Annotated in this window: 18 protein-coding genes and 1 tRNA gene; 10 read left to right on the forward strand and 9 right to left on the reverse strand. The window is 36.0% G+C overall.

Going from position 1 to position 19,934, the window contains the following annotated elements; all coding sequences use genetic code 11:
- Positions 1 to 28: 28 nt before the first annotated feature.
- Positions 29 to 1,555 (reverse strand): hypothetical protein, encoded by a 1,527-nt coding sequence (locus tag EKL98_RS05845; protein ID WP_126561773.1) that lies wholly within the window; start codon positions 1,553 to 1,555, stop codon positions 29 to 31.
- A gap of 115 nt (positions 1,556 to 1,670) precedes the next feature.
- Between EKL98_RS05845 and EKL98_RS05850 the strand changes: the two genes are divergently transcribed.
- The 4 genes from EKL98_RS05850 to EKL98_RS05865 all read left to right on the forward strand — a co-directional run bounded on the left by EKL98_RS05850 (position 1,671) and on the right by EKL98_RS05865 (position 4,103).
- A complete protein-coding gene (locus tag EKL98_RS05850) occupies positions 1,671 to 2,108 on the forward strand; it encodes a PaaI family thioesterase (RefSeq protein ID WP_126462616.1) in 438 nt (145 codons plus the stop codon).
- Positions 2,108 to 3,184, forward strand: a complete 1,077-nt coding sequence (locus EKL98_RS05855; RefSeq protein WP_126561774.1) for a chorismate-binding protein — start codon at positions 2,108 to 2,110, stop codon at positions 3,182 to 3,184. Before EKL98_RS05850 ends, EKL98_RS05855 begins: the two co-directional genes overlap by 1 nt.
- 52 nt (positions 3,185 to 3,236) lie before the next feature.
- A complete protein-coding gene (bshB1, locus tag EKL98_RS05860) occupies positions 3,237 to 3,953 on the forward strand; it encodes a bacillithiol biosynthesis deacetylase BshB1 (RefSeq protein ID WP_126554109.1) in 717 nt (238 codons plus the stop codon).
- A 74-nt stretch (positions 3,954 to 4,027) separates the two neighbouring features.
- Positions 4,028 to 4,103 (forward strand) — tRNA-His (locus tag EKL98_RS05865).
- Positions 4,104 to 4,207: 104 nt separating this feature from the next.
- Here EKL98_RS05865 and EKL98_RS05870 read toward each other — a convergent pair.
- The gene (locus EKL98_RS05870; protein WP_126561775.1) at positions 4,208 to 5,413 is read right to left on the reverse strand and encodes an aminotransferase class I/II-fold pyridoxal phosphate-dependent enzyme; all 1,206 of its coding nucleotides are present in this window, start codon (positions 5,411 to 5,413) and stop codon (positions 4,208 to 4,210) included.
- A 280-nt stretch (positions 5,414 to 5,693) separates the two neighbouring features.
- On the opposite strand from EKL98_RS05870, the gene EKL98_RS05875 reads away from it, so the two are divergent.
- The 3 genes from EKL98_RS05875 to lpdA all read left to right on the forward strand — a co-directional run bounded on the left by EKL98_RS05875 (position 5,694) and on the right by lpdA (position 8,446).
- Positions 5,694 to 6,152, forward strand: a complete 459-nt coding sequence (locus EKL98_RS05875) for an Lrp/AsnC family transcriptional regulator (RefSeq protein WP_126462604.1) — start codon at positions 5,694 to 5,696, stop codon at positions 6,150 to 6,152.
- Between the two features lie 607 nt (positions 6,153 to 6,759).
- Positions 6,760 to 6,915 carry a hypothetical protein gene (locus EKL98_RS17565; RefSeq protein ID WP_156063275.1) on the forward strand — a complete coding sequence of 52 codons (156 nt, stop codon included), beginning with the start codon at positions 6,760 to 6,762 and terminating at the stop codon, positions 6,913 to 6,915.
- Between the two features lie 127 nt (positions 6,916 to 7,042).
- Positions 7,043 to 8,446, forward strand: a complete 1,404-nt coding sequence (lpdA, locus tag EKL98_RS05880) for a dihydrolipoyl dehydrogenase (protein WP_126561776.1) — start codon at positions 7,043 to 7,045, stop codon at positions 8,444 to 8,446.
- A gap of 77 nt (positions 8,447 to 8,523) precedes the next feature.
- On the opposite strand, the gene EKL98_RS05885 is transcribed toward lpdA, so the two are convergent.
- Positions 8,524 to 8,904, reverse strand: a complete 381-nt coding sequence (locus tag EKL98_RS05885; RefSeq protein ID WP_126462598.1) for a DoxX family membrane protein — start codon at positions 8,902 to 8,904, stop codon at positions 8,524 to 8,526.
- A gap of 36 nt (positions 8,905 to 8,940) precedes the next feature.
- Positions 8,941 to 9,345, reverse strand: a complete 405-nt coding sequence (locus EKL98_RS05890; protein WP_126561777.1) for a VOC family protein — start codon at positions 9,343 to 9,345, stop codon at positions 8,941 to 8,943.
- A 142-nt stretch (positions 9,346 to 9,487) separates the two neighbouring features.
- On the opposite strand from EKL98_RS05890, the gene EKL98_RS05895 reads away from it, so the two are divergent.
- Genes EKL98_RS05895 through EKL98_RS05905 form a run of 3 tightly spaced genes read left to right on the forward strand, consistent with a single transcriptional unit; the run spans position 9,488 to position 14,145 of the window.
- Positions 9,488 to 10,774: an anthranilate synthase component I family protein gene (locus EKL98_RS05895; RefSeq protein WP_126561778.1), complete on the forward strand. Its 1,287-nt coding sequence runs from the start codon at positions 9,488 to 9,490 to the stop codon at positions 10,772 to 10,774.
- A 27-nt stretch (positions 10,775 to 10,801) separates the two neighbouring features.
- Positions 10,802 to 12,112 carry a tRNA lysidine(34) synthetase TilS gene (gene tilS, locus EKL98_RS05900; RefSeq protein ID WP_126462665.1) on the forward strand — a complete coding sequence of 437 codons (1,311 nt, stop codon included), beginning with the start codon at positions 10,802 to 10,804 and terminating at the stop codon, positions 12,110 to 12,112.
- On the forward strand, positions 12,112 to 14,145 hold the full coding sequence (locus tag EKL98_RS05905; RefSeq protein ID WP_126561779.1) for a protein-disulfide reductase DsbD family protein: 2,034 nt from the start codon (positions 12,112 to 12,114) through the stop codon (positions 14,143 to 14,145). The genes tilS and EKL98_RS05905 overlap by 1 nt, the downstream gene beginning before the upstream one ends.
- A 172-nt stretch (positions 14,146 to 14,317) precedes the next feature.
- Here EKL98_RS05905 and EKL98_RS05910 read toward each other — a convergent pair whose 3' ends face one another.
- The 5 genes from EKL98_RS05910 to EKL98_RS05930 are packed head-to-tail and all read right to left on the reverse strand — an operon-like array spanning position 14,318 to position 19,580.
- Positions 14,318 to 15,391: an alanine/ornithine racemase family PLP-dependent enzyme gene (locus EKL98_RS05910; RefSeq protein WP_126462586.1), complete on the reverse strand. Its 1,074-nt coding sequence runs from the start codon at positions 15,389 to 15,391 to the stop codon at positions 14,318 to 14,320.
- Positions 15,391 to 16,542: an alanine racemase gene (gene alr / locus EKL98_RS05915; protein ID WP_126462583.1), complete on the reverse strand. Its 1,152-nt coding sequence runs from the start codon at positions 16,540 to 16,542 to the stop codon at positions 15,391 to 15,393. Before alr ends, EKL98_RS05910 begins: the two co-directional genes overlap by 1 nt.
- On the reverse strand, positions 16,532 to 17,686 hold the full coding sequence (locus tag EKL98_RS05920) for an amidohydrolase (protein ID WP_126561780.1): 1,155 nt from the start codon (positions 17,684 to 17,686) through the stop codon (positions 16,532 to 16,534). Before EKL98_RS05920 ends, alr begins: the two co-directional genes overlap by 11 nt.
- Before the next feature lie 6 nt (positions 17,687 to 17,692).
- Positions 17,693 to 18,127 (reverse strand): GNAT family N-acetyltransferase, encoded by a 435-nt coding sequence (locus tag EKL98_RS05925; RefSeq protein WP_126561781.1) that lies wholly within the window; start codon positions 18,125 to 18,127, stop codon positions 17,693 to 17,695.
- Positions 18,108 to 19,580, reverse strand: coding sequence for a sodium:solute symporter family protein (locus EKL98_RS05930; protein WP_126462574.1), 1,473 nt, complete (start codon positions 19,578 to 19,580; stop codon positions 18,108 to 18,110). Before EKL98_RS05930 ends, EKL98_RS05925 begins: the two co-directional genes overlap by 20 nt.
- Between the last annotated feature and the right edge of the window lie 354 nt (positions 19,581 to 19,934).

Consider the following 19,934-nt stretch of genomic DNA (forward strand, 5'->3'; position numbering starts at 1 on the left):
CTTAGTTTGTGTTGTCATTCAAAGTTGTTTATTTTGGGAATACTTTGTTTTGATATGCGCCTAAATCAGGGGGTAAACTTCTGGTGTTTCCTGTAATATCTAACGGAATCAGGTATGCCGAATTCCCTTTTGCGAAAGCAGCCGAAGTTTCGTTAATATTAAATTTGTTCTGTGTTATATTAAAGAATTTTGGATCCTTGTTCAAAAGTATCGCATTGTAATGTGCCGTATCCGTACTGAATTGATAATCAGGATTCGTTGCAAATTGATTCGATGTGTTATCAAATTTAATCAGGCAATTATTAAATTGGTATTCAAAAGTGGCTCCCGTTTTCTTGTTTAAACTCATTTCGTTTGAATAGGAACCGTAAATAATGCAGTTGTTAAAAGTAGCTGCGGTTAAATCTTTAACTTCCGGAATTGCTCCCAAAATATAATTATTTATCAAAACCGCCACTTGTTGGGAACTGTTCCAGTTGTTATTGAAGGTTGAATGTGTAAAGGAATAATTTCCGCCATAGGTGCAGGCTAAACTGGCTAATCCGGCATTATTAATAACTACGTTTTTTCCATTTATTTTTGCGGTCTGCGCCAAAATTCCAAAGGTACTGCTGTTGTAAATTTGAGTGTTTTTGATAGAAACTGTACTGCCATCATTATTTTGAATCAATAATCCGATAGTGGCATTTTTAATCGTCAGGTGATTCAATGTGTTATTCGTACTGCCATCAGTAAGCCAAATGGTTCCCCATTGTCCCGGAACATCCGAAAAATTAGTTTCTAAACGGTCGCCTTCAAAAATGACTTCGTTTTCCAGTTTATCCGTTATAGATACTGTTCCATTAATATTGATGGAGGCATCATTGGTTACTATAAGCCCAGAATTAGCATGGAAATGAACTCGGGTTCCCGCCTCAAAAGTGGCTGTTTTATTCGAAGGAACTGCTGCGTAGCCATAAATTACATAGGGTTTGTCATTGGTAAACTGTAATTCATTTCCATTTACAGGATCGTTTTCATCCAGATAAAAGCCATCTATTTTTTGGTCTCCAATAGGAAGTGTTTCAGTAGTTCCATTAGTAAAACGCTTTGGATAAAGAAAAACAGCGTCTTGAATGAGCGTTACCAGTTCTACATTTTGCCGGTTTTCGCCACTGTCAAACTGAATTTGATCGGTGTATAAAAAATCGTTTGGGTTAGCATCAGTACTATTTGCAGTGGTTTCTATGAAAATATACAAACTGTCTTTGGCTAAAAGAGCCACATTAGTAAAAATTTTACCTTCCGTTCCCTGCATTCCGTCAACGGTCATTCGGTATTTAGAACTTAATCCTTTTCCTAATTTAATGGTTGGAATGGTAATGTCATTTTTGCTTTTGTTGAATACTTTGAGTCGGTACGTGCTGGAACCAATGTTTGAAAAAACAGTGTCGAGATAAATAGTGTCTTTGGAAAAAGCTAAATCACCGGTGCTGGCTACGGTCTCAAAATCAGATCGGCAGGAACAAATGGAGAATACTATTCCAATAAAAAGCAGGACTATTTTGGCACGCATCTAGTTGTATTTTTTGTAAAAATAGGAAAAATCTATTTCGAAATCAGAATAACAATTGCAATTACTGTTTTGTGACTTATCTTTTATTTATTTTTACGTTTCTAAAGCCAATAACATGACATTCGACAAAGAAAAAATACTTCAATATTGCAATCACATTTCTAAAAACACCTTAATGCAAACGTTGAATATTGAATATACTGATGCAGGAGAAGATTTTTTAGTAGCCACAATGCCTGTTAATCCATCCGTACATCAGCCAATGGGATTGTTGCATGGTGGTGCTTCAGTAGCTTTAGCAGAAAGTGTGGGCAGTGCCGCTTCTATGCTGTATGTGAATTCTGAGCTAAGTGAAGTGCGCGGAATCGAGATTTCAGCCAATCATTTGAAAGCAAAGCGGGACGGAATTGTAACGGCAACAGCTCGAATCGTGCACAAAGGACGAAGCATTCATCTTTGGGAAATACGAATTACGGATGAAAATAATACCTTAATATCGCTTTGTAAATTGACTAATATGATTTTGCCAAAAAGAAAAAGCGAAAACAAATAATGGAAGCAATTATAGCTAAAGCCAAAAAACAGTTTCAGGAAAAACTACCTTTTGTTTTGTATTGTAAGCCTGATTCAGCAGAAGTAATTGGTTTTTTTCAACAAAATGACACGGTATTTTCAGCTGTTGATTTTACCGAAAAAGGGTTTGTTTTTGCCTCTTTTGATGGAGCAAAAACGCATTTGATTCCTGAAAATGAATCGGAAATGGTGCGGGTTACTTTGAAAAAAAAAGAAAATGCTATTTCTAAAAATGAATTTACGATTGTAGATGCCTTGGCTAAAAATAATTTTGAAGCTTTAGTTTCCAAAGGGATCCAGTCCATAAAGAATAACGAATGTAATAAAGTAGTGCTTTCCAGAAAAGAAACCGTTGAAGTAGCAGATTTTGATTTGGTTTCCACTTTCGAAAAATTAGTACAGCTTTATCCTTCTACTTTTGTGTATTGTTTTTATCATCCAAAAATTGGAACTTGGTTGGGCGCTACACCGGAGCAATTACTGAAAGCAACTGAAGCCGTTTTTGAAACGATTTCTTTGGCGGGAACGCAGAAAGATTTGGGTTTGTCCGAAATTACTTGGCACAAAAAAGAAAAAGAAGAACAGCAGTTTGTAACGGATTATATTGTTTCAAAACTCGAAAGTGTGGCTTCCGGAGTTTTGGTGACGGAGCCGTACAGCGTCAAAGCGGGAAGTATCTGGCATATAAAAACAGATATTTTTGGACATTTAAATTCCGATTCCAGCTTGCAAAAAGTAATTGAGTTATTGCATCCCACACCTGCCGTTTGTGGGTTGCCAAAAGAAAGTGCTAAGACTTTTATTCTAGAAAACGAGCAGTACGACAGGAGTTTTTACACCGGTTTTCTGGGGGAATTGAACAGCAGTTTCACGACCAATACCGTAAGTTCTGATTTGTTTGTAAATTTGCGGTGCATGCAAATTGATTTTGATTCGAATCTCGCATTGACTAGCGCATATTTGTATATGGGTTGTGGTATCACAAAAGATAGCGTCCCTGAAAAAGAGTGGGAGGAAAGCGTCCATAAATCAATGACAATGAAAAAAGTATTATAAATATTAGATGAAGGCGAGTTAGTATAACTTTAAATAAAATAAACAGAAAATAATGAAATTAGATATATTGGCTTTTGGTGCGCATCCTGATGATGTAGAGTTGGGTTGTGCGGGAACCATTTTAAAAGAAATGTCCTTAGGAAAAACAGTTGGGATTATTGATTTGACACGTGGCGAATTAGGGACTCGCGGTTCCGCTGATATCAGAGATCAGGAAGCGAATGCTGCTGCAAAAATACTGGGCGTTTCAGTGCGTGAGAATTTAGAAATGCGAGATGGCTTTTTTGTCAATGACGAAAAACACCAATTAGAAATTATACAAATGATTCGCAAGTACCAGCCGGAAATTATTCTGTGCAATGCTATTGATGACCGCCATATTGATCATGCAAAAGGAAGTAAATTAGTGTCTGATGCTTGTTTTTTATCCGGGTTGATCAAGATAGAAACTTCATTAGCAGGCGAAAAGCAAGCGCCTTGGCGGCCAAAAATTGTCTATCATTACATTCAATGGAAAAATATAGAGCCGGATTTTGTAGTCGACATTACAGGTTTTACCGATAAAAAAATTGAAGCAATTTTAGCCTACAGTTCCCAGTTTTATGATGCCAACTCAAAGGAACCGGAATCCCCAATAACAAGCAAAAACTTTCTGGAAAGCCTGAATTATCGCTCCAGAGATTTAGGAAGGATTGCAGGACTGGATCATGCAGAAGGTTTTACGACTGAAAGATATTTGGCAGTCAATAGCTTAGCAGATTTGATCTAATTTTCATGTAATTTTTTGAAATAAATATTTGCAGAAATAAACTTATATCGTATATTTGCCACCGCTAAGCAAATGGTGGTTGTAGCTCAGTTGGTTAGAGCATCGGTTTGTGGTACCGAGGGTCGCGGGTTCGAGCCCCGTCTTCCACCCAGAAAGCAAAAGCTTCGAAGAAATTCGAAGCTTTTTTTGTGTTTTCTAGTTTTCCTTAAAAATGATAGGCGGCTAAAGGATAATCATTCTATGACTATGGCTCCTTATTTTAGCAGATTTAATTCCATCATACAGGCCTTCATACTTTGATATGTTCTTTCAATATCATTGTCTAATCCGATAGAAAACCGAATCAAACCGTCTGTCAATCCCATTTCAATTTGTTCCTCCAAAGGGATTTCGCTGGAAGTTGAGGTTCCCGGCGCGCTGAATAAGGTTTTATAAAAGCCTAAACTCACCGCCAGATACCCTAGATTTTTGGCCTGCATCAACTCCATCAAAGCATTGGCTTTCACCAAAGTTCCAACATCCAGTGTCATCATCCCGCCAAAACCATATTCAGGATTAATCATGCTTTTATAGATCTCATGACTCGGATGGCTTTTTAACCCCGGATACACTGTTTTGATTCCGTCTTTTTCAAAACGTTCCGCCAGATACATCGCATTATGGCTGTGCTGTTTCATCCTGATGTGCAGCGTACGCAAGTTTTTCATCACACTGGCAGATCGCAGACTATCCATCGTTGGCCCCAATAACATGCTGGCTCCACTGTTTACATTTTTTAAACTATCAATAAATTCCTGAGAGGCGCATGTTACTCCGCCCACCGTATCACTGCTTCCGTTGATGTATTTTGTCAAACTGTGAATCACAATATCAGCTCCTAATTTAGCAGGCGAAACGGATAGTGGCGAAAAAGTATTATCAACAACTAATTTCAAATTATGTCTTTTTGCAATTTTTGATAAACCTTCAATATCAGCCACTTCCAATAAAGGATTGCTCACCGTCTCACAATACAAAACTTTAGTTTCAGCAGTAATAGCAGCCTCTACAACTTCAAGTTTTGTGATGTCAACAAATGTGGTTTTGATACCTAATCTAGGTGTAAAATTCTTCAGGAATGCATACGTTCCGCCATAAATGGTTCTGCTAGAAACAATATGGTCGCCGGAACCGCACAATTGCAACAAAGTAGGCGTAATCGCTCCCATTCCGGATGCCGAAACGTTCGCTGTTTCCGTGCCTTCCATGGCTGCCAAGGCTTTGTCCAGGTATAAATTACTCGGCGAGGAATGACGTGAATACAAATAACAGCCTTCCATATTGCCTTCAAAAGTATCGAACATCGTTTTTGCCGATAAAAAAGTGTAGGTTGAGGAGTCAGAAATAGAGGGATTCACACCACCAAATTCGCCAAAGTACTGCAAATCCTGAATGTTGTCTGCGGGATTGAAATTTTTCATAATTATTTTTTATTGTTATTTGAAGCTATTCCTGCTATTCACTCTATCTTTTACTTTTTAAAGAAAAAAGTAAAAGGATGCCGTTGCTATCAGGGCTTGGACATTCCGGTATGTCAAGAAATCCTATTCAAAACAAAATATTTTAAGATTAAAAATCAATAGTCTGTAGTTTTATTAGATTATAAAACTATATAACACTAAATAATTAATTTTTTTCACTAAATTAGTTCGGTAATCAGGATTTTTATAGATTATCTATCAATTTGAAATTTGCAACACAATGACATTAGATTCAACAGACAAAAAATTACTTTTTTTATTACAAAATGATAGTAAGAAAACAACCAAAGAATTGTCCTTAAAACTCAATCTTTCCGTTACTGCCGTTTATGAACGCATTAAAAAATTAGAAAGAGAAGGGGTTATTGACAAGTATGTTGCGTTGATTAATCGCTCCAAAGCCGAGAAAGGATTTGTGGTTTTTTGTCACCTCAAATTGATACAGCATACCAAAGAGTTTCTCACGAAGTTCGAAAGTGAAGTGGTGAAACTAAAAGAAGTTTTAGAATGTCATCATGTGAGCGGTGATTATGATTATATCCTGAAAATTGTGGTAAAAGATATGGAAGCTTATCGAGAGTTTTTAGTAACGAAACTAACGACATTACAACATATAGGAAGTACGCACAGCACATTTATGATTAGCGAAGTAAAAAGCACGACTGTCGTTGATATATAAATGTTGATTGTTTTAATGTCATTAAATTTAGAATAAATCAATTGCTCCATGAAAACTAAAGAAATTAGACAAAAGGGTATTGTGAATTTTGGAAAACTTATCCAGGATGATTCAAAATTAGTCGTTTTGGAAGGAATATTTGACGCTATTTTAAACTGAGAAAAAGCTTCCCTAGTTTCGGATAATCAGTATCAAAAAGTGGAAGAAGCCAGAACCGTCTATCATTCCGGGAATAGTTTATCAACTTCTTGGGAAGATTTGGAGAAGCAATTAAATGCCAAATATGGTTTTTAAAATAGTTATTTCAAAATTAGCAGAAATTGAAATAATTGAGGCTATTGAAATTTATAAAAGTAAAAAAAGGGATTAGGCAAAGTTTTTTTTGCTTAAGCAATAAGAATAAAACAATGTTGCATTTTTTTTACCATATAAGCCATGTAAGTTTAAGTTTCGATTATGTTAGCCTTATGTAACTATAACAATCATAAGGTCATTTAAGGTTTAATTCTTATATGACTTATATGTTAAATATTATTTCACTCATTTTTTAGTATGACATTAAATAGTTCCAACTACTTATCTTAAAAGATATTTAAAAATATTAAAAATGAATCCTGAACTATTCCCACTAAAAAAAGAACCGTTTTTCAGAGAATTATCCTTTAAAAAATTCCCTTTTGTAATTATTTATGAAGTATTTAATGATGAAATTATTATTTACTCTGATTTTCATACTTATAGAGATCCTTCTAAAAAGCCATAAATAATTTTTTGATGAATATTGGTTATGTCATTTTCATAACAAAAAACCTTCTGAATTAAACTTCAAACAAAACTTAATTCCTTAATTTTGTGGAACATTTTATAAAAACACAATAAAAAAAAATACTATGAGTTCATTTGACGTAGTCATTATAGGTTCTGGACCAGGCGGATATGTATCAGCAATTCGTTGTGCACAACTGGGTTTTAAAACAGCAATTATCGAAAAATATTCCACTCTTGGAGGAACTTGCCTCAATGTTGGTTGTATTCCTTCAAAAGCACTGCTTGCTTCTTCTCATCATTACAGTGAAATTGCACATTTTGCAGATCACGGAATTGAAGTTTCCGGGGAAGTAAAAGTAAACCTTGAAAAAATGATTGCGCGCAAACAAGCAGTTGTAGATCAGACTTCTGGTGGTGTGAAATTTTTAATGGACAAAAATAAAATTACAGTTCTGGAAGGATTGGGTTCATTTGTTGATGCTACGCATGTTGCGGTGGCAAAAGCAGACGGAACTTCTGAAACTATCGAAGCCAAAAACATCATTATCGCTACAGGTTCAAAACCATCTTCTTTGCCTTTTATCAAAATTGATAAAGAAAGAATCATCACTTCAACCGAAGCATTGAAACTTAAAGAAGTACCAAAACATTTAGTAATTATTGGTGGTGGAGTTATCGGGATCGAATTAGGTCAAGTGTATTTGCGATTGGGATCACAAGTTTCTGTTGTAGAATATTTAGACCGAATTATTCCTGGAATGGATGCTTCATTGTCTAAAGAATTGACTAAAGTATTAAAAAAACAAGGCATGAAATTCTATGTTTCACACAAAGTGAAATCCGTAGAACGAAATGGTGAAGGCGTTGTAGTTCAAGCTGAAAATACAAAAGGAGAAACAATTACGCTGGAAGGGGATTATTCCTTAGTTTCTGTAGGTCGTCGTCCGTATACTGACGGATTAAATGCTGATAAAGCAGGTGTGAAAATCTCAGATAGAGGAATGGTAGAAGTAAATGATCATTTGCAAACTTCAGTTCCTTCTATTTATGCAATTGGCGATGTGGTGCGTGGCGCAATGTTAGCACACAAAGCAGAAGAAGAAGGAGCCATGGTGGCTGAAATATTAGCAGGTCAAAAACCACATATCGATTATAATTTGATTCCCGGAGTTGTGTACACTTGGCCAGAAGTGGCTGCTGTAGGACAAACAGAGGAGCAATTGAAAGCTTCCGGAGTTGAGTATAAAGCAGGAAGTTTTCCTTTCAAAGCTTTAGGACGCGCAAGAGCTGGTGGAGATTTAGACGGATTTGTAAAAATTCTTGCTGATGCAAAAACAGATGAAGTACTAGGCGTTCACATGATTGGGGCTCGTTGTGCGGATTTAATTGCTGAAGCAGTAGTTGCAATGGAATTCAAAGCCTCTGCTGAAGATATTTCCAGAATGTCTCATGCTCATCCAACATTTGCAGAAGCGATCAAAGAAGCAGCACTAGCCGCTACTGACAATAGAGCGTTGCATGTGTAATTAAAGAATAAATTTTTGCTTTAGAATAAAGAAACCCGCTACATTGAGCGGGTTTTTTTGTTATGAGGTGCACTTATTTAGTCTTTAGCAATAAATAAACTTTTATAATTGTTCCAATGGTTAAAAATTAGAAACATATTTCCCAAGAATAAGAAAAGGGCAGTAGGAATTCCCTCTGGAGACAAGAAAAAATTTATGAATAAAATGTTGATGGTTATTGGTAAAATCAAAATACTGGCAAGAGTAACATAACGCCCTGTCAAAAAGGCTAGGCCACATAACAACTCAATAGACTTGGCTAATGGCATAATGTAAGTAGAGGCAACCAAGCCCACATTAAAAGCCTTGAAATTTCCGGTAACCTCCGGTTCTGGAGCTAGTTTCAGAAAAAAACTAATTGATGCATAAAGAAGTAAAATTCCAATTAAAGTTCGGATAATAATAATTACAATTTTCATAGTATATGGTTTTATTGGTTACATATTTGAGAATAATTATAGGGGAATTGCACGTTCATCCATACACATAATTTCCCATTGGTGTCCGTCCAAATCCGCAAAACCATGGGCATACATCGATCCGTGATCTTGTGGCTCCATATACGTTGTACCACCCGCAAATATCGCTTTTTGTACTATTTCGTCCACTTTTTTTTTGCTTTCAACATCTATTGCGATTAATACTTCGGTATTTTTATGGGCATTGCAAATTTCTTTTTTGGTAAAGTCTCTAAATCGTTGCTCAGTAAGCAGCATCACAAAAATGTTTTTTCCTGTAATCATGCAAGTGGCTTGTTCATCAGTAAATTGAGGATTGAAAGAAAATCCGAGTTGTGTAAAAAAAACAATGGATTTTTTAAGGTCTTTAACTGCTAAATTAAGGAAAATTTTTGAAGCCATAACGGGAATGATTAAACGATTAAAAAAATCCAAAATTGATCACGCACTACCAAATTTACAAAAAAATAAGCTAATTTTAGCATAACCAGTTATTGAAGAATTTTTTTTGTTGTAATTTTGAATTTTTAAACATTAAAACTTTTTGAGAACTTCAATTTATAAGTCTATTTCTGATTCAAAATTGTTCAAACAACAACTTTTACTTTGGTCACAACAATTTCGTGAAGTTGTTTTTATGGATAGTAATGAGTATCCGCAACAGTACTCCAGTTGCGATTGTATTCTTGCCGTAGATGCTTTTACCTCCATCAAAACAGATGTTTACAATGCCTTTGAGGATTTGAAACAGTACCAGCAAAATACGAAAGACTGGCTTTTTGGTTATTTATCGTATGATTTAAAAAATGATATTGAGCAGTTGCAATCTGCTAATTTTGACGGGCTGGATTTTCCGGATTTGTATTTTTTCCAACCTAAGAAACTGTTTTTATTGAAAGGAAATCAACTCGAAATTCAATATCTCAATATGTGTGTGGAGGAAGTGGAGGCAGACTTTAAAGAAATTAGTGTTCAGTGTTCAGCGTTGAGCGTTCAAAATCCACAAATAACGATCCAACAACGGATTCCGAAAGAGAATTATCTTCAAAAAGTTTCAAAAATATTGGAACACATTCATCAGGGCGATATTTATGAAGCCAATTTCTGCATGGAATTTTTTGCTGAAAATGCAACGATTGATCCCATAGAAAAATTTATAAAACTCAACGAAATTTCTCAGCCGCCATTTGCCGTTTTTTTTAAAAACAACAATCACTTTTTACTTTCGGCGACACCGGAACGTTATTTAAGGAAAGAAGGAGAACTTATTATTTCGCAACCGATTAAAGGAACTGCAAAACGATTTTCAGACCCAATTGAAGACGAAAAATCGAAAATGCAATTGGCTTTAGACCCAAAAGAACGAGCCGAAAATATTATGATTACGGATTTAGTGCGCAATGATTTGTCTCGAACAGCACAAAAAGGATCCGTTGAAGTACAAGAGTTGTGTACAATTTATTCTTTTTTGCAAGTGCATCAGATGATATCAACGGTTACGTCAAAGTTAGAGGCGCACTATTCTATAGTAGATACTTTAAAAACAACTTTCCCAATGGGAAGTATGACGGGTGCACCAAAGATTTCGGTGATGAAAATAATTGAAAAACTCGAAGAAACAAAACGCGGTTTATATAGCGGTGCTGTGGGGTATTTTACACCAAATGGTGATTTCGATTTTAATGTAGTTATCCGAAGCATTTTGTACAATCAAGAAAAAAAATATGTTTCTTTTTCAGTTGGAAGCGCTATCACTTCGCCATCAATTCCTGAAAAGGAGTATGAAGAATGTTTGCTTAAAGCAAAAGCGATGCGAGAAGTTTTAAGTTAAATCAAAATGAATGAATTAAATTTGAATATGCTACAGAAATTCCAAAACCATCTTCTTCATAATTTCCAGTTCTTGAACGGAAAAAAAATACTTCTTGCTACAAGTGGCGGGAAAGACAGTATGGTATTGGTGCATTTGTTTCAGCAATTGAAATATACAATAGGAATGGCCCATTGTAATTTTCAATTGCGTGGAATGGAAAGTTTTGAAGACCAAAATTTTGTCCAGGAATATGCTGCTGCAAATGCTATTCCAGTATTTATAACACAATTTGACACCAAAGCTTTTTCTGAAGATTATAAAATTTCGACACAAGTTGCAGCCCGCGAGTTGCGATATAACTGGTTTTATGAGTTATTAGAGACTGAGAAATTCGATTATATTCTCACAGCACATCATGCCGATGATAATTTGGAAACGTTCCTAATCAATCTGAGTCGTGGAACAGGATTAGAAGGTTTGACAGGAATTCCGGAGCAGAACGATAAAGTAATTCGCCCACTTTTGGCCTTTAACCAAAAAGAAATGGAAGATTATGCCAAATTAAATAACATTAAATGGCGCGAGGACAGCAGTAATGCATCCGATAAATACCTTCGGAATAAAATTCGGCATCATCTGGTTCCGATGTTAAAAGAATTGAATTCTAATTTTCTTTCCTCGTTTCACAAAACACAACTGTATTTGCAAGACGCGCAAGTTATGGCTGAAGATGCTTCGATTATGATTTATCAGCAAGTGGTGAAGCAAGAGAATGAGACTATTTATTTTGATTTAAAAAAACTAAAAAAATTACCCAATTACAAATCTTATTTGTACCAATGGCTGAAAGAATTTGGATTCAAAGCTTGGGATGATATTTATGATTTGGTTGATAGTCAATCTGGGAAACATGTTTTTTCTCCAGAATATAGAGTATTAAAAGACAGGGATTACTTAATCCTAAGTCCGATAAATTTCGTAAATGTAAAGGACAAATATTTTATAGATGAAAATCAAAAAGAAGTTAATATTCCCTTAAATCTTACGTTTTGCAAAGTAGCCGACATTGGTATCGTTTCAAATAAAACTATCTTTGTAGATGGTGATAAAGTGCAGTATCCATTAATTTTACGCCATTGGAACGAAGGCGATAGTTTTCAGCCTTTTGGGATGAACGGTAAGTCAAAGAAAGTGAGCAAGTTTTTTAAAGATGAAAAATTATCCTTGCTAGAAAAAGAAAATTCTTGGCTTTTATGTTCGAATGATGAAATAGTCTGGATAATTGGTCTACGTCAGGATGAACGCTTTAGAATAGACAACACAACTAAAAATATACTTAAAATACAATCAGAATAATGAAGAAATTACTATTTATACTTATTGCTTTTTTGGCTTTTGCCAATGGAAATGCCCAGATTCTGGATCCCGCCAAATGGACAACTAAAATAGAAAAAAAATCGGACACTAATTATATTCTTACTTTTAATGTTGTTATAGAAAAGGATTGGCATTTGTATTCTCAATTTACTCCAGACGGAGGGCCGTTGCCACTGGAAATCATTTTCAAAAATCAAAAAGGAAACTTCACTTTAGTGGGCAAAGCCAAAGAAAGTAAAACGAGAACCGCTTACAATGATATATTTGAAGTTAACGAAACATTCTTCGAAAAGAAAGGTCAAATCCAGCAGGAAATTACACTAACAAATCCTAAGCTGACTGAAATTAAAGTCGATTTCAATTACCAGGTGTGCAAAGATGTTTGTATTAACATGGAGAAGAATTTTACGTTTAAAATTCCTTCGGCATCAAAAATAGCAGAAATAGCTGCTGTAGTCCCCGTTTTACCGGTGATAGATACGGCTAAAGTTGATACAGCAGCTGTAAGTCCGGATGTAAATAACGAAGAAACAGTTACTCCTGAAAAAGTCGTTCCTCTAGACTCTGAACCAGCTACAAAAAGAGGATTATGGTCTATTTTCTTCATTGCTTTTTTATCTGGATTTGCCGCATTGCTTACGCCTTGTGTCTTCCCAATGATTCCTATGACAGTCAGTTTTTTTACTAAACAAAGCAAAACAAAAGCAAAAGGGATTAGTAATGCCATTATTTATGGAGTAGCTATCATATTCATTTATGTGGTTTTAGGATTCTTAGTGACGTGGATTTTTGGTGCCGATGCGCTGAATGCGTTGTCCACGAATGTTTGGTTCAATATTATTTTCTTTGTTTTGTTAGTCACTTTTGCAGCTTCATTTTTGGGTGGTTTTGAGATTATGCTGCCTAATTCTTGGGCAAATAAAGTGGATAATCAAGCGGATAGAGGTGGGATAGTTGGAATTTTATTCATGGCTTTGGCGTTAGCGATTGTCTCGTTTTCGTGTACCGGACCGATTGTAGGAACCCTATTAGTCGAAGCGGCTTCTAAAGGCGGAATAGCTCCAATTGTGGGTATGTTTGGGTTTTCATTGGCTCTAGCCTTACCCTTTATGTTGTTTGCGATGTTCCCGGGTTGGTTGAATTCATTGCCAAAATCCGGTGGTTGGTTGAATACAGTTAAAGTAGTTTTAGGCTTTTTAGAATTGGCTTTGGCATTTAAATTTTTGTCGAATGCTGATTTGGTTTTGCAATTGCATTTCTTGGAAAGAGAAGTGTTCTTGGCAATATGGATCGCTATTTTTGGAACATTGGCCTTTTATTTATTCGGAAAAATTACGTTGCCGCACGATAGCCCGATGACACATATTTCAGTAGGACGACTGTCCTTTGGATTAGTAGTTTTGGCCTTTACCATCTATTTGATTCCTGGGATTTGGGGAGCGCCATTAAAATTAATTTCTGGTTTCCCGCCGCCAATGACCTATAGCGAAAGTCCTTACGGAGTAGGAAACTCCCAAGGTGGCTCAAATGCATCTGCCCAAATTTTGCCGGAAGGCGCACATTTAGGGCCACATGATCTTATTGCTTTTGATAATTATGAAAAAGGATTGGCTTATGCCAAATCAGTAAACAAACCTATTTTACTTGACTTTACGGGTTATGCCTGTGTGAATTGTAGAAAAATGGAAGATTATGTGTGGTCAGATCCTGCGATTTTAAAAATATTACAAGAAGAAGTGGTTTTAATATCTTTATATGTTGATGATAAAAGAGAATTGCCAAAAAGTGAGCAATACGTATCTAAAGAAACGGGCAAAGAAATTGTAAGCGTGGGTAATAAATGGAGCGATTTCCAAATTACAAGGTACAAAGCCAATGCGCAACCGTATTACATTGTTTTAGATGTAGAAGAGAATATGCTGTCTGATAAACCAGAAAGTTATAACTCAAATATCAATGCCTACAAAGGATGGTTGAGAGAAGGGATTGATAGATTTAAAAAGGTCGAATAAGAGGTACATCTAAAAATCACTGAACCGAATATTAGACACAAATGGCACTAATTTCTACGATTCAATTCGTGGAAATTCGTGCGATTTGTGTTTATATTTAATACTATAGACTTAATTTACTCAGTATTGATGCGTGAGATGCCGTATACAAGGTAGGGTATAAAATTGCCTTTTATTCGATTATTTTCTCGATATAAGCAGAATTTAAAAGGTACAATGCGCCCATATATCGTATTTTGAACGCCACTAAATCCCCAATTTTATAATTTTTTTTAGAATTTGAAATGTCTATAACCAGCATGTCAGAACTGGCGTCTACTATAGTGATATCCGTATCATCAGATTCGATGTATTGTGGTTGCATGTCTAACAAACCAATGTCTAGAATAGCTCTAAGGGAAGTATCGCCTAAATCAGTGACAGCATCCATCGAAAAGGAATTTCCGGCTACATTCTCGCCTAACTCCCCTGTTGGTGTGTTTGGTTTTTCTGTAATTTCGATGATTTCAGCGTATAATTTGAAAACATCATTGTGCATTCCTTCTATGGTATTTCCTGTAAACAAATCTTTCCCGAAAAATAGGGCTTCCCCTATTCGAAAATGATTTACGGCCATTGGTCGGGCATTTTTTAGGAGTAGCGGTACAGTAACAGAAGTTCCTCCGGAGACAAATGGAATACTGATATTGAATTTAGCTTCAATTAGCTGTTTGTATAAGCTCAATTGAATCAATTTGTCCTGCGTGGGCATTACACCGCTAAGGCAATTGAAATTGGTACCAATTCCAGAGATTTCAATATTAGGCATTTTTAGAATTGTGCCATAAAAATCGATCAATTCTTCACCCATTACACCTTCACGAAGGTCTCCCATTTCAATCATAATGATGATTTTATGGGTCTTGTTTTGTTTTACGGCTTCCTCTGAAAGTAATTGTATGGTATAGATTTCAGTATTAAAACTGATGTCAGCATACCGCACAATACTTTCAATACTTCGTTTAGCAGGTGGTTTAATATACACGGTTTGGATTTCCGGATCCAAGGCTTTAATTTTTTTCAAATTACTTACTCTGGAATCATGAATTTCACGTACTCCTAAAGCGATGATTTCTTTGAGATAAATTTTATTTCCACACAATAGTTTGGAAACCACTCCCCATTGTATATTTCTGGATTTAAAAATAGTATCCAGAAAGGCATAATTTTCTTCAAGTTTTTTGCGATATAGTTTTATAAAAGCCATTATTCTATGATTTTACGTGGAATTGATTTGGAAATCCGAGTTAATAATTCGTAATTGAGTTGGTTGCTGAAATCACTAAAGGAAGCTACAGAAACGGATAGCTCTTTTTGTGTGCCTATCAAGACCACTTCATCTTCTTTTTTTGCCATGTCGATATCAGTAACATCGACAGTCATCATGTTCATGTTTACGGAACCCACTACAATACAGCGTTGTCCATGAATAAGTACACGACCTTGGTTGCTCAACGAGCGGCTGTATCCGTGGCAGTAACCAATAGGGATAACAGCAATTTTCATTTTTCTTTTGGCCATAAAACTGGTTCCATATCCAATAAAATCACCAATATTTACTTTCTTTACGCTCATTATAGCACTTTTCCAAGTGATAACGCGTTGCAGCGGATCTATTTTATTTTTTTTAGAATTGAGATAGGTAACAAATACTTCCGGACTGGACCACAATCCGTATTGCATTATTCCGATTCGCACCATATCCATTCTGGTTTGTGGAAACATTATTGATGCTGCAGAGCAAGCAGAATGTCTCATTTGTGGCTTCAGATCATTTTTACAAAAAAAGGCATAAATTTCTTCAAACTTCTTGATTTGCTGATCCACTCTGTAATAATTAGCTATACTTTCGGCCCCGGCATAATGAGTACAAAGCCCTTTGAAAGTAAGATGTTGTTCTTCTTTCTTTAAAAAAGTAATAACAGTATTCAGTTCGTTTTTGTCAAAACCAGTTCGGTTCATTCCGGTTTCTACTTCAATGTGCAGAATTGCTTTTTTTTCGAGTTTTTTAGCTGTTTTCATAGCTTTCGTCAGTCGAGTTTTATCAAAGACAAAAAATTCAATATCATTCTTGATTACCCATTCCATATCTTCATCCTGAACGAGTCCCATAACCATAATAGTTGCTTTGTCCTGTAGTGTTGTTTTTACGACTTTGGCTTCCTGAACATCAAAAACAGAAAAATGAGTTACACCACATTGAAAAGCCATAGCCACAAACGGCTGTACTCCATGACCATACGCATTTCCTTTTACGACAGAGGAAATCAGTACTTTTTTTCCAAAGGTCTTTTTTAGAAAATCGATGTTCTTTTGATACGCGGAGCGATTAAGCTCTATTATTGAGTTAGTGTGCATTTGTAATTTGTTTGCTGATGTGATGAAAAACAGCCACTCCAGTTGCTATAATTTCGTCAGGAAAATCATAATCAGGATTGTGTAGTGCGGCAGTGTTTACCCCAGCTCCCAGTCCGAACATGGCGCCGGGATAGTGCTGTGTGAACAAACCAAAATCTTCGCCCCAAGTGAATGGTTTCTCTTTTTCGAATAGTTCAAAACCATTAATTTCTGCTGCCTTTTTGATGAATGCTACAGCAGTTTTGTCATTCTCATTGGCTTGGAAACTTTGTGTCCATTGCGTTTTACACTTCAGTTGATATTCTTTTGCGATTGATCGGGCTGCATTTTCTAAAGCTATTTCGATCTTTCTCATCTGTAAATTGCTATCACTTCGTACTGTAAAATGAATTTCTCCCGCACCAGCTGCTACACCATATGCTTTTTTACCTATTTTGGTATAAATGGGAGTTATCTGGCAATAGTTTTCTTTGGTAATATCGGTCTGAATAGTAGCATTAAATTGATTGATAATGGCGGCTATTGCCAGAGTAGGATTAATTCCTCTTTCAGGTTCACCGGCATGGGCTGTTTTTCCTTTTAATTTTATGATAATGCTATTTACGGCACAGGTAAAAGTTTCGTTTTTTACTACAATTTGATGCATTGGAAACCCTGGTAAATTGTGCAGCGCAAAGACGTAATCAGGTTGAATCAAAGTGAATTTAGTATCTGAAAACACCTTTTGAGCACCACTACCATCTTCTTCAGCCGGTTGAAACAGCAAAATGACGGTTCCAGAGTCCGGTTTGTTCTGATGCAATTCAGCTGCCAAACCACAAAGAATAGCCATGTGTCCATCATGTCCGCATTTGTGTGAGACACCATCAATTAGTGAACGATGTTCAAAACGATTCGTTTCTTCAATTGGCAAAGCATCTAATTCACATCGGAATAATACTGTTTTTCCATTTTTTTTACCTTTATAAATTGCAACCACACCAGTTGTTCCTACTGCGGTAATCAATTCATCAGGAGGGTAATTTTCGAGAAAAGATAGGACGCGTTTTGCTGTTTGATTTTCTTTACCCGAAACCTCTGGGTGTTTGTGAAGCTCCTTTCGTAACCGTACAAGTGTCTCGATGGACGGGTTTGAGTTTTCCATTTTGGATTATTTAATGAGGCGCATTTCCAAATATTTATTGGTAAAACCTAAGCTTTCATATAGTTTTTTGGCAGGATTATCCGGTTCTACATGCAGGGCAATATTTCCTTCGGCAATTGATATTGCTTTTTGCATCAATTGTTTTCCAAACCCTTTTCCCCGTTGGCTGTTGTCCACGGCAATGTATACCAAAATATTTTCAGGAATAAAATCTTTCATTCCCGTGTTGTTCAAGATGACAACTCCTACGATTTTTTGATCTTCGATTCCCACTACAATGTTGCCTCCTTTTGTAGGATTCATAACGTAATCAATACATTTTCGAATGTCTTCAATCGTATCGCCATATTGTTCTAAATGGGTATAAAGGAATAATGCTATAATTTGATTGGTATAAATTGTATCTTCTCCGGTTGTGTGATTAATTTGTTTGAATTCCATTTTGTCTTTCTTTTTTGTTATGGTGATAAAGTGATATTGTAACGAATAAAATAAGAGAAATACTTATTCCATAAAGGTTTGCATCTAAATGTTCCGGTAATTTTAAATCTAAAGGTAGTTTATTCTCTGTAACAATTAGCAGGATTGTGGTGGCACCCCCAAATAACATGCTCCAAAAAGCAGCTGTTGGATGGCTTTTCTTCCAAAATAAAGCGCCTATTACCGGAACGAAAAGGCCCGACACCATAAAAGCATAAGAGTAGAGCATCAGTTCCAGTACATTTTGCATTTGGGAAGCAATTAAAATAGCAAGAAGACCTACAATTAAGGTGACCAATTGTGAGAGCCGAAGCTCTTTTTTATGACTCAATTCTTTTTTTGAAAATTTAGCAATAATATCAGTGACAATATTTCCGGAAGCTGCCATTAAGCAGCTGTCCGCGGTAGAAAGTATGGCCGAAAAATAGGAAGAAAGCATCAGCCCCATTAATCCAACGGGGAGTATGGTGGCCAGTAAAATAGGCAATCCCATTTCGCTATCCATATTGGCTGCATCTGTAATACCGTCAAACATTCCTTTGTTTGCAGCCACTTTAGCCAGCATTCCCAGAATCACTCCCATAAATGCCATTATAGGCCATTCAAAAACACCCGCAATCAACCATGCTTTTTTAGCTTCTTTCTCTCCTTTGCTGGCATAAATCCGCTGGTATAAAGTCATTCCTACAAACCAAATGGGTATAATGGTTATAGACCAGTTTAAAATCTGATACCATTTTACATTGGTCAGTGATAAATATTCAGGTGCCAAGGTAGTCTTGATCGCCTCATACCCTCCCACGGCATTGTAGGCAACTGGAATTCCTATAAAAACCAATCCGCCAATAAGGACTAACCACTGGATTGTATCGGTATAAATAACGGCTTTTAATCCTCCAATAGCCGTATAAATTACCGCGATAAGTCCCATTACAATTAGCGCTGTTTGTAAATTAAGTCCTTCTATGGTTGCCGAAGCTAATTTGGCTCCAGCCAAAACCTGAGAACTTGTAAATCCAAGATATCCAATAGCCGAAATAATTCCGGCCAGTAGCGCTACTTTAGCATTATAAAAATGATCAAATATTTGGGGAAAAGTGAAAAACTTATATTTATGTCCTAATGCACTTACTTTTGGAATTAGAAAAACAGCACTCAGCCAAGCGCCCAGCAGTCCGGTGAACAGCATCCAAGAACCGGATATTCCCATCGTAAAACCCAGACCGCCCAATCCTATTGAGAATCCACCACCTACATCTGTGGCTACAACGGATAAACCAATGTGCCAGCTATTCATATTTCTTCCGCTAACGTAAAAATCTTCCGCGGTTTTATTCTTATTGAAAAAATAAACGCCAACGCCTAGCATAACCAGCATGTAAACAACAAAGATTGCATAATCTATTAGGTGCATATTATTAATTTTCGATTATTTAATAGCCTGTACATGGAATTTTTCCAAAAGGCAAAAGGTGCAGTAAACTGCAAAAAAAGATGATTTTTTTTAGAATATTTTCTAAAATAAGGGATCTTAGCTTTGGGTTAAAAGTGCAAAAAAAAGACTTTATTAACCACAAAAAATAATTTGGTATTTTACAAATGTAAGGCAAATTATCTAAAAAATCCTTTTAAAATGCAGATATTGTCTTTTTTGCAACAAATAACGGCCACTTTTTGCATTAATAGTATTGGTTTTATAGAAGTAAAATCGAATGAAATTTTTGATGAAAAATGCCAATCTGACCGTGCAGTTTTCTTTAAAAAGATC

Source organism: Flavobacterium bomense (assembly GCF_003970355.1).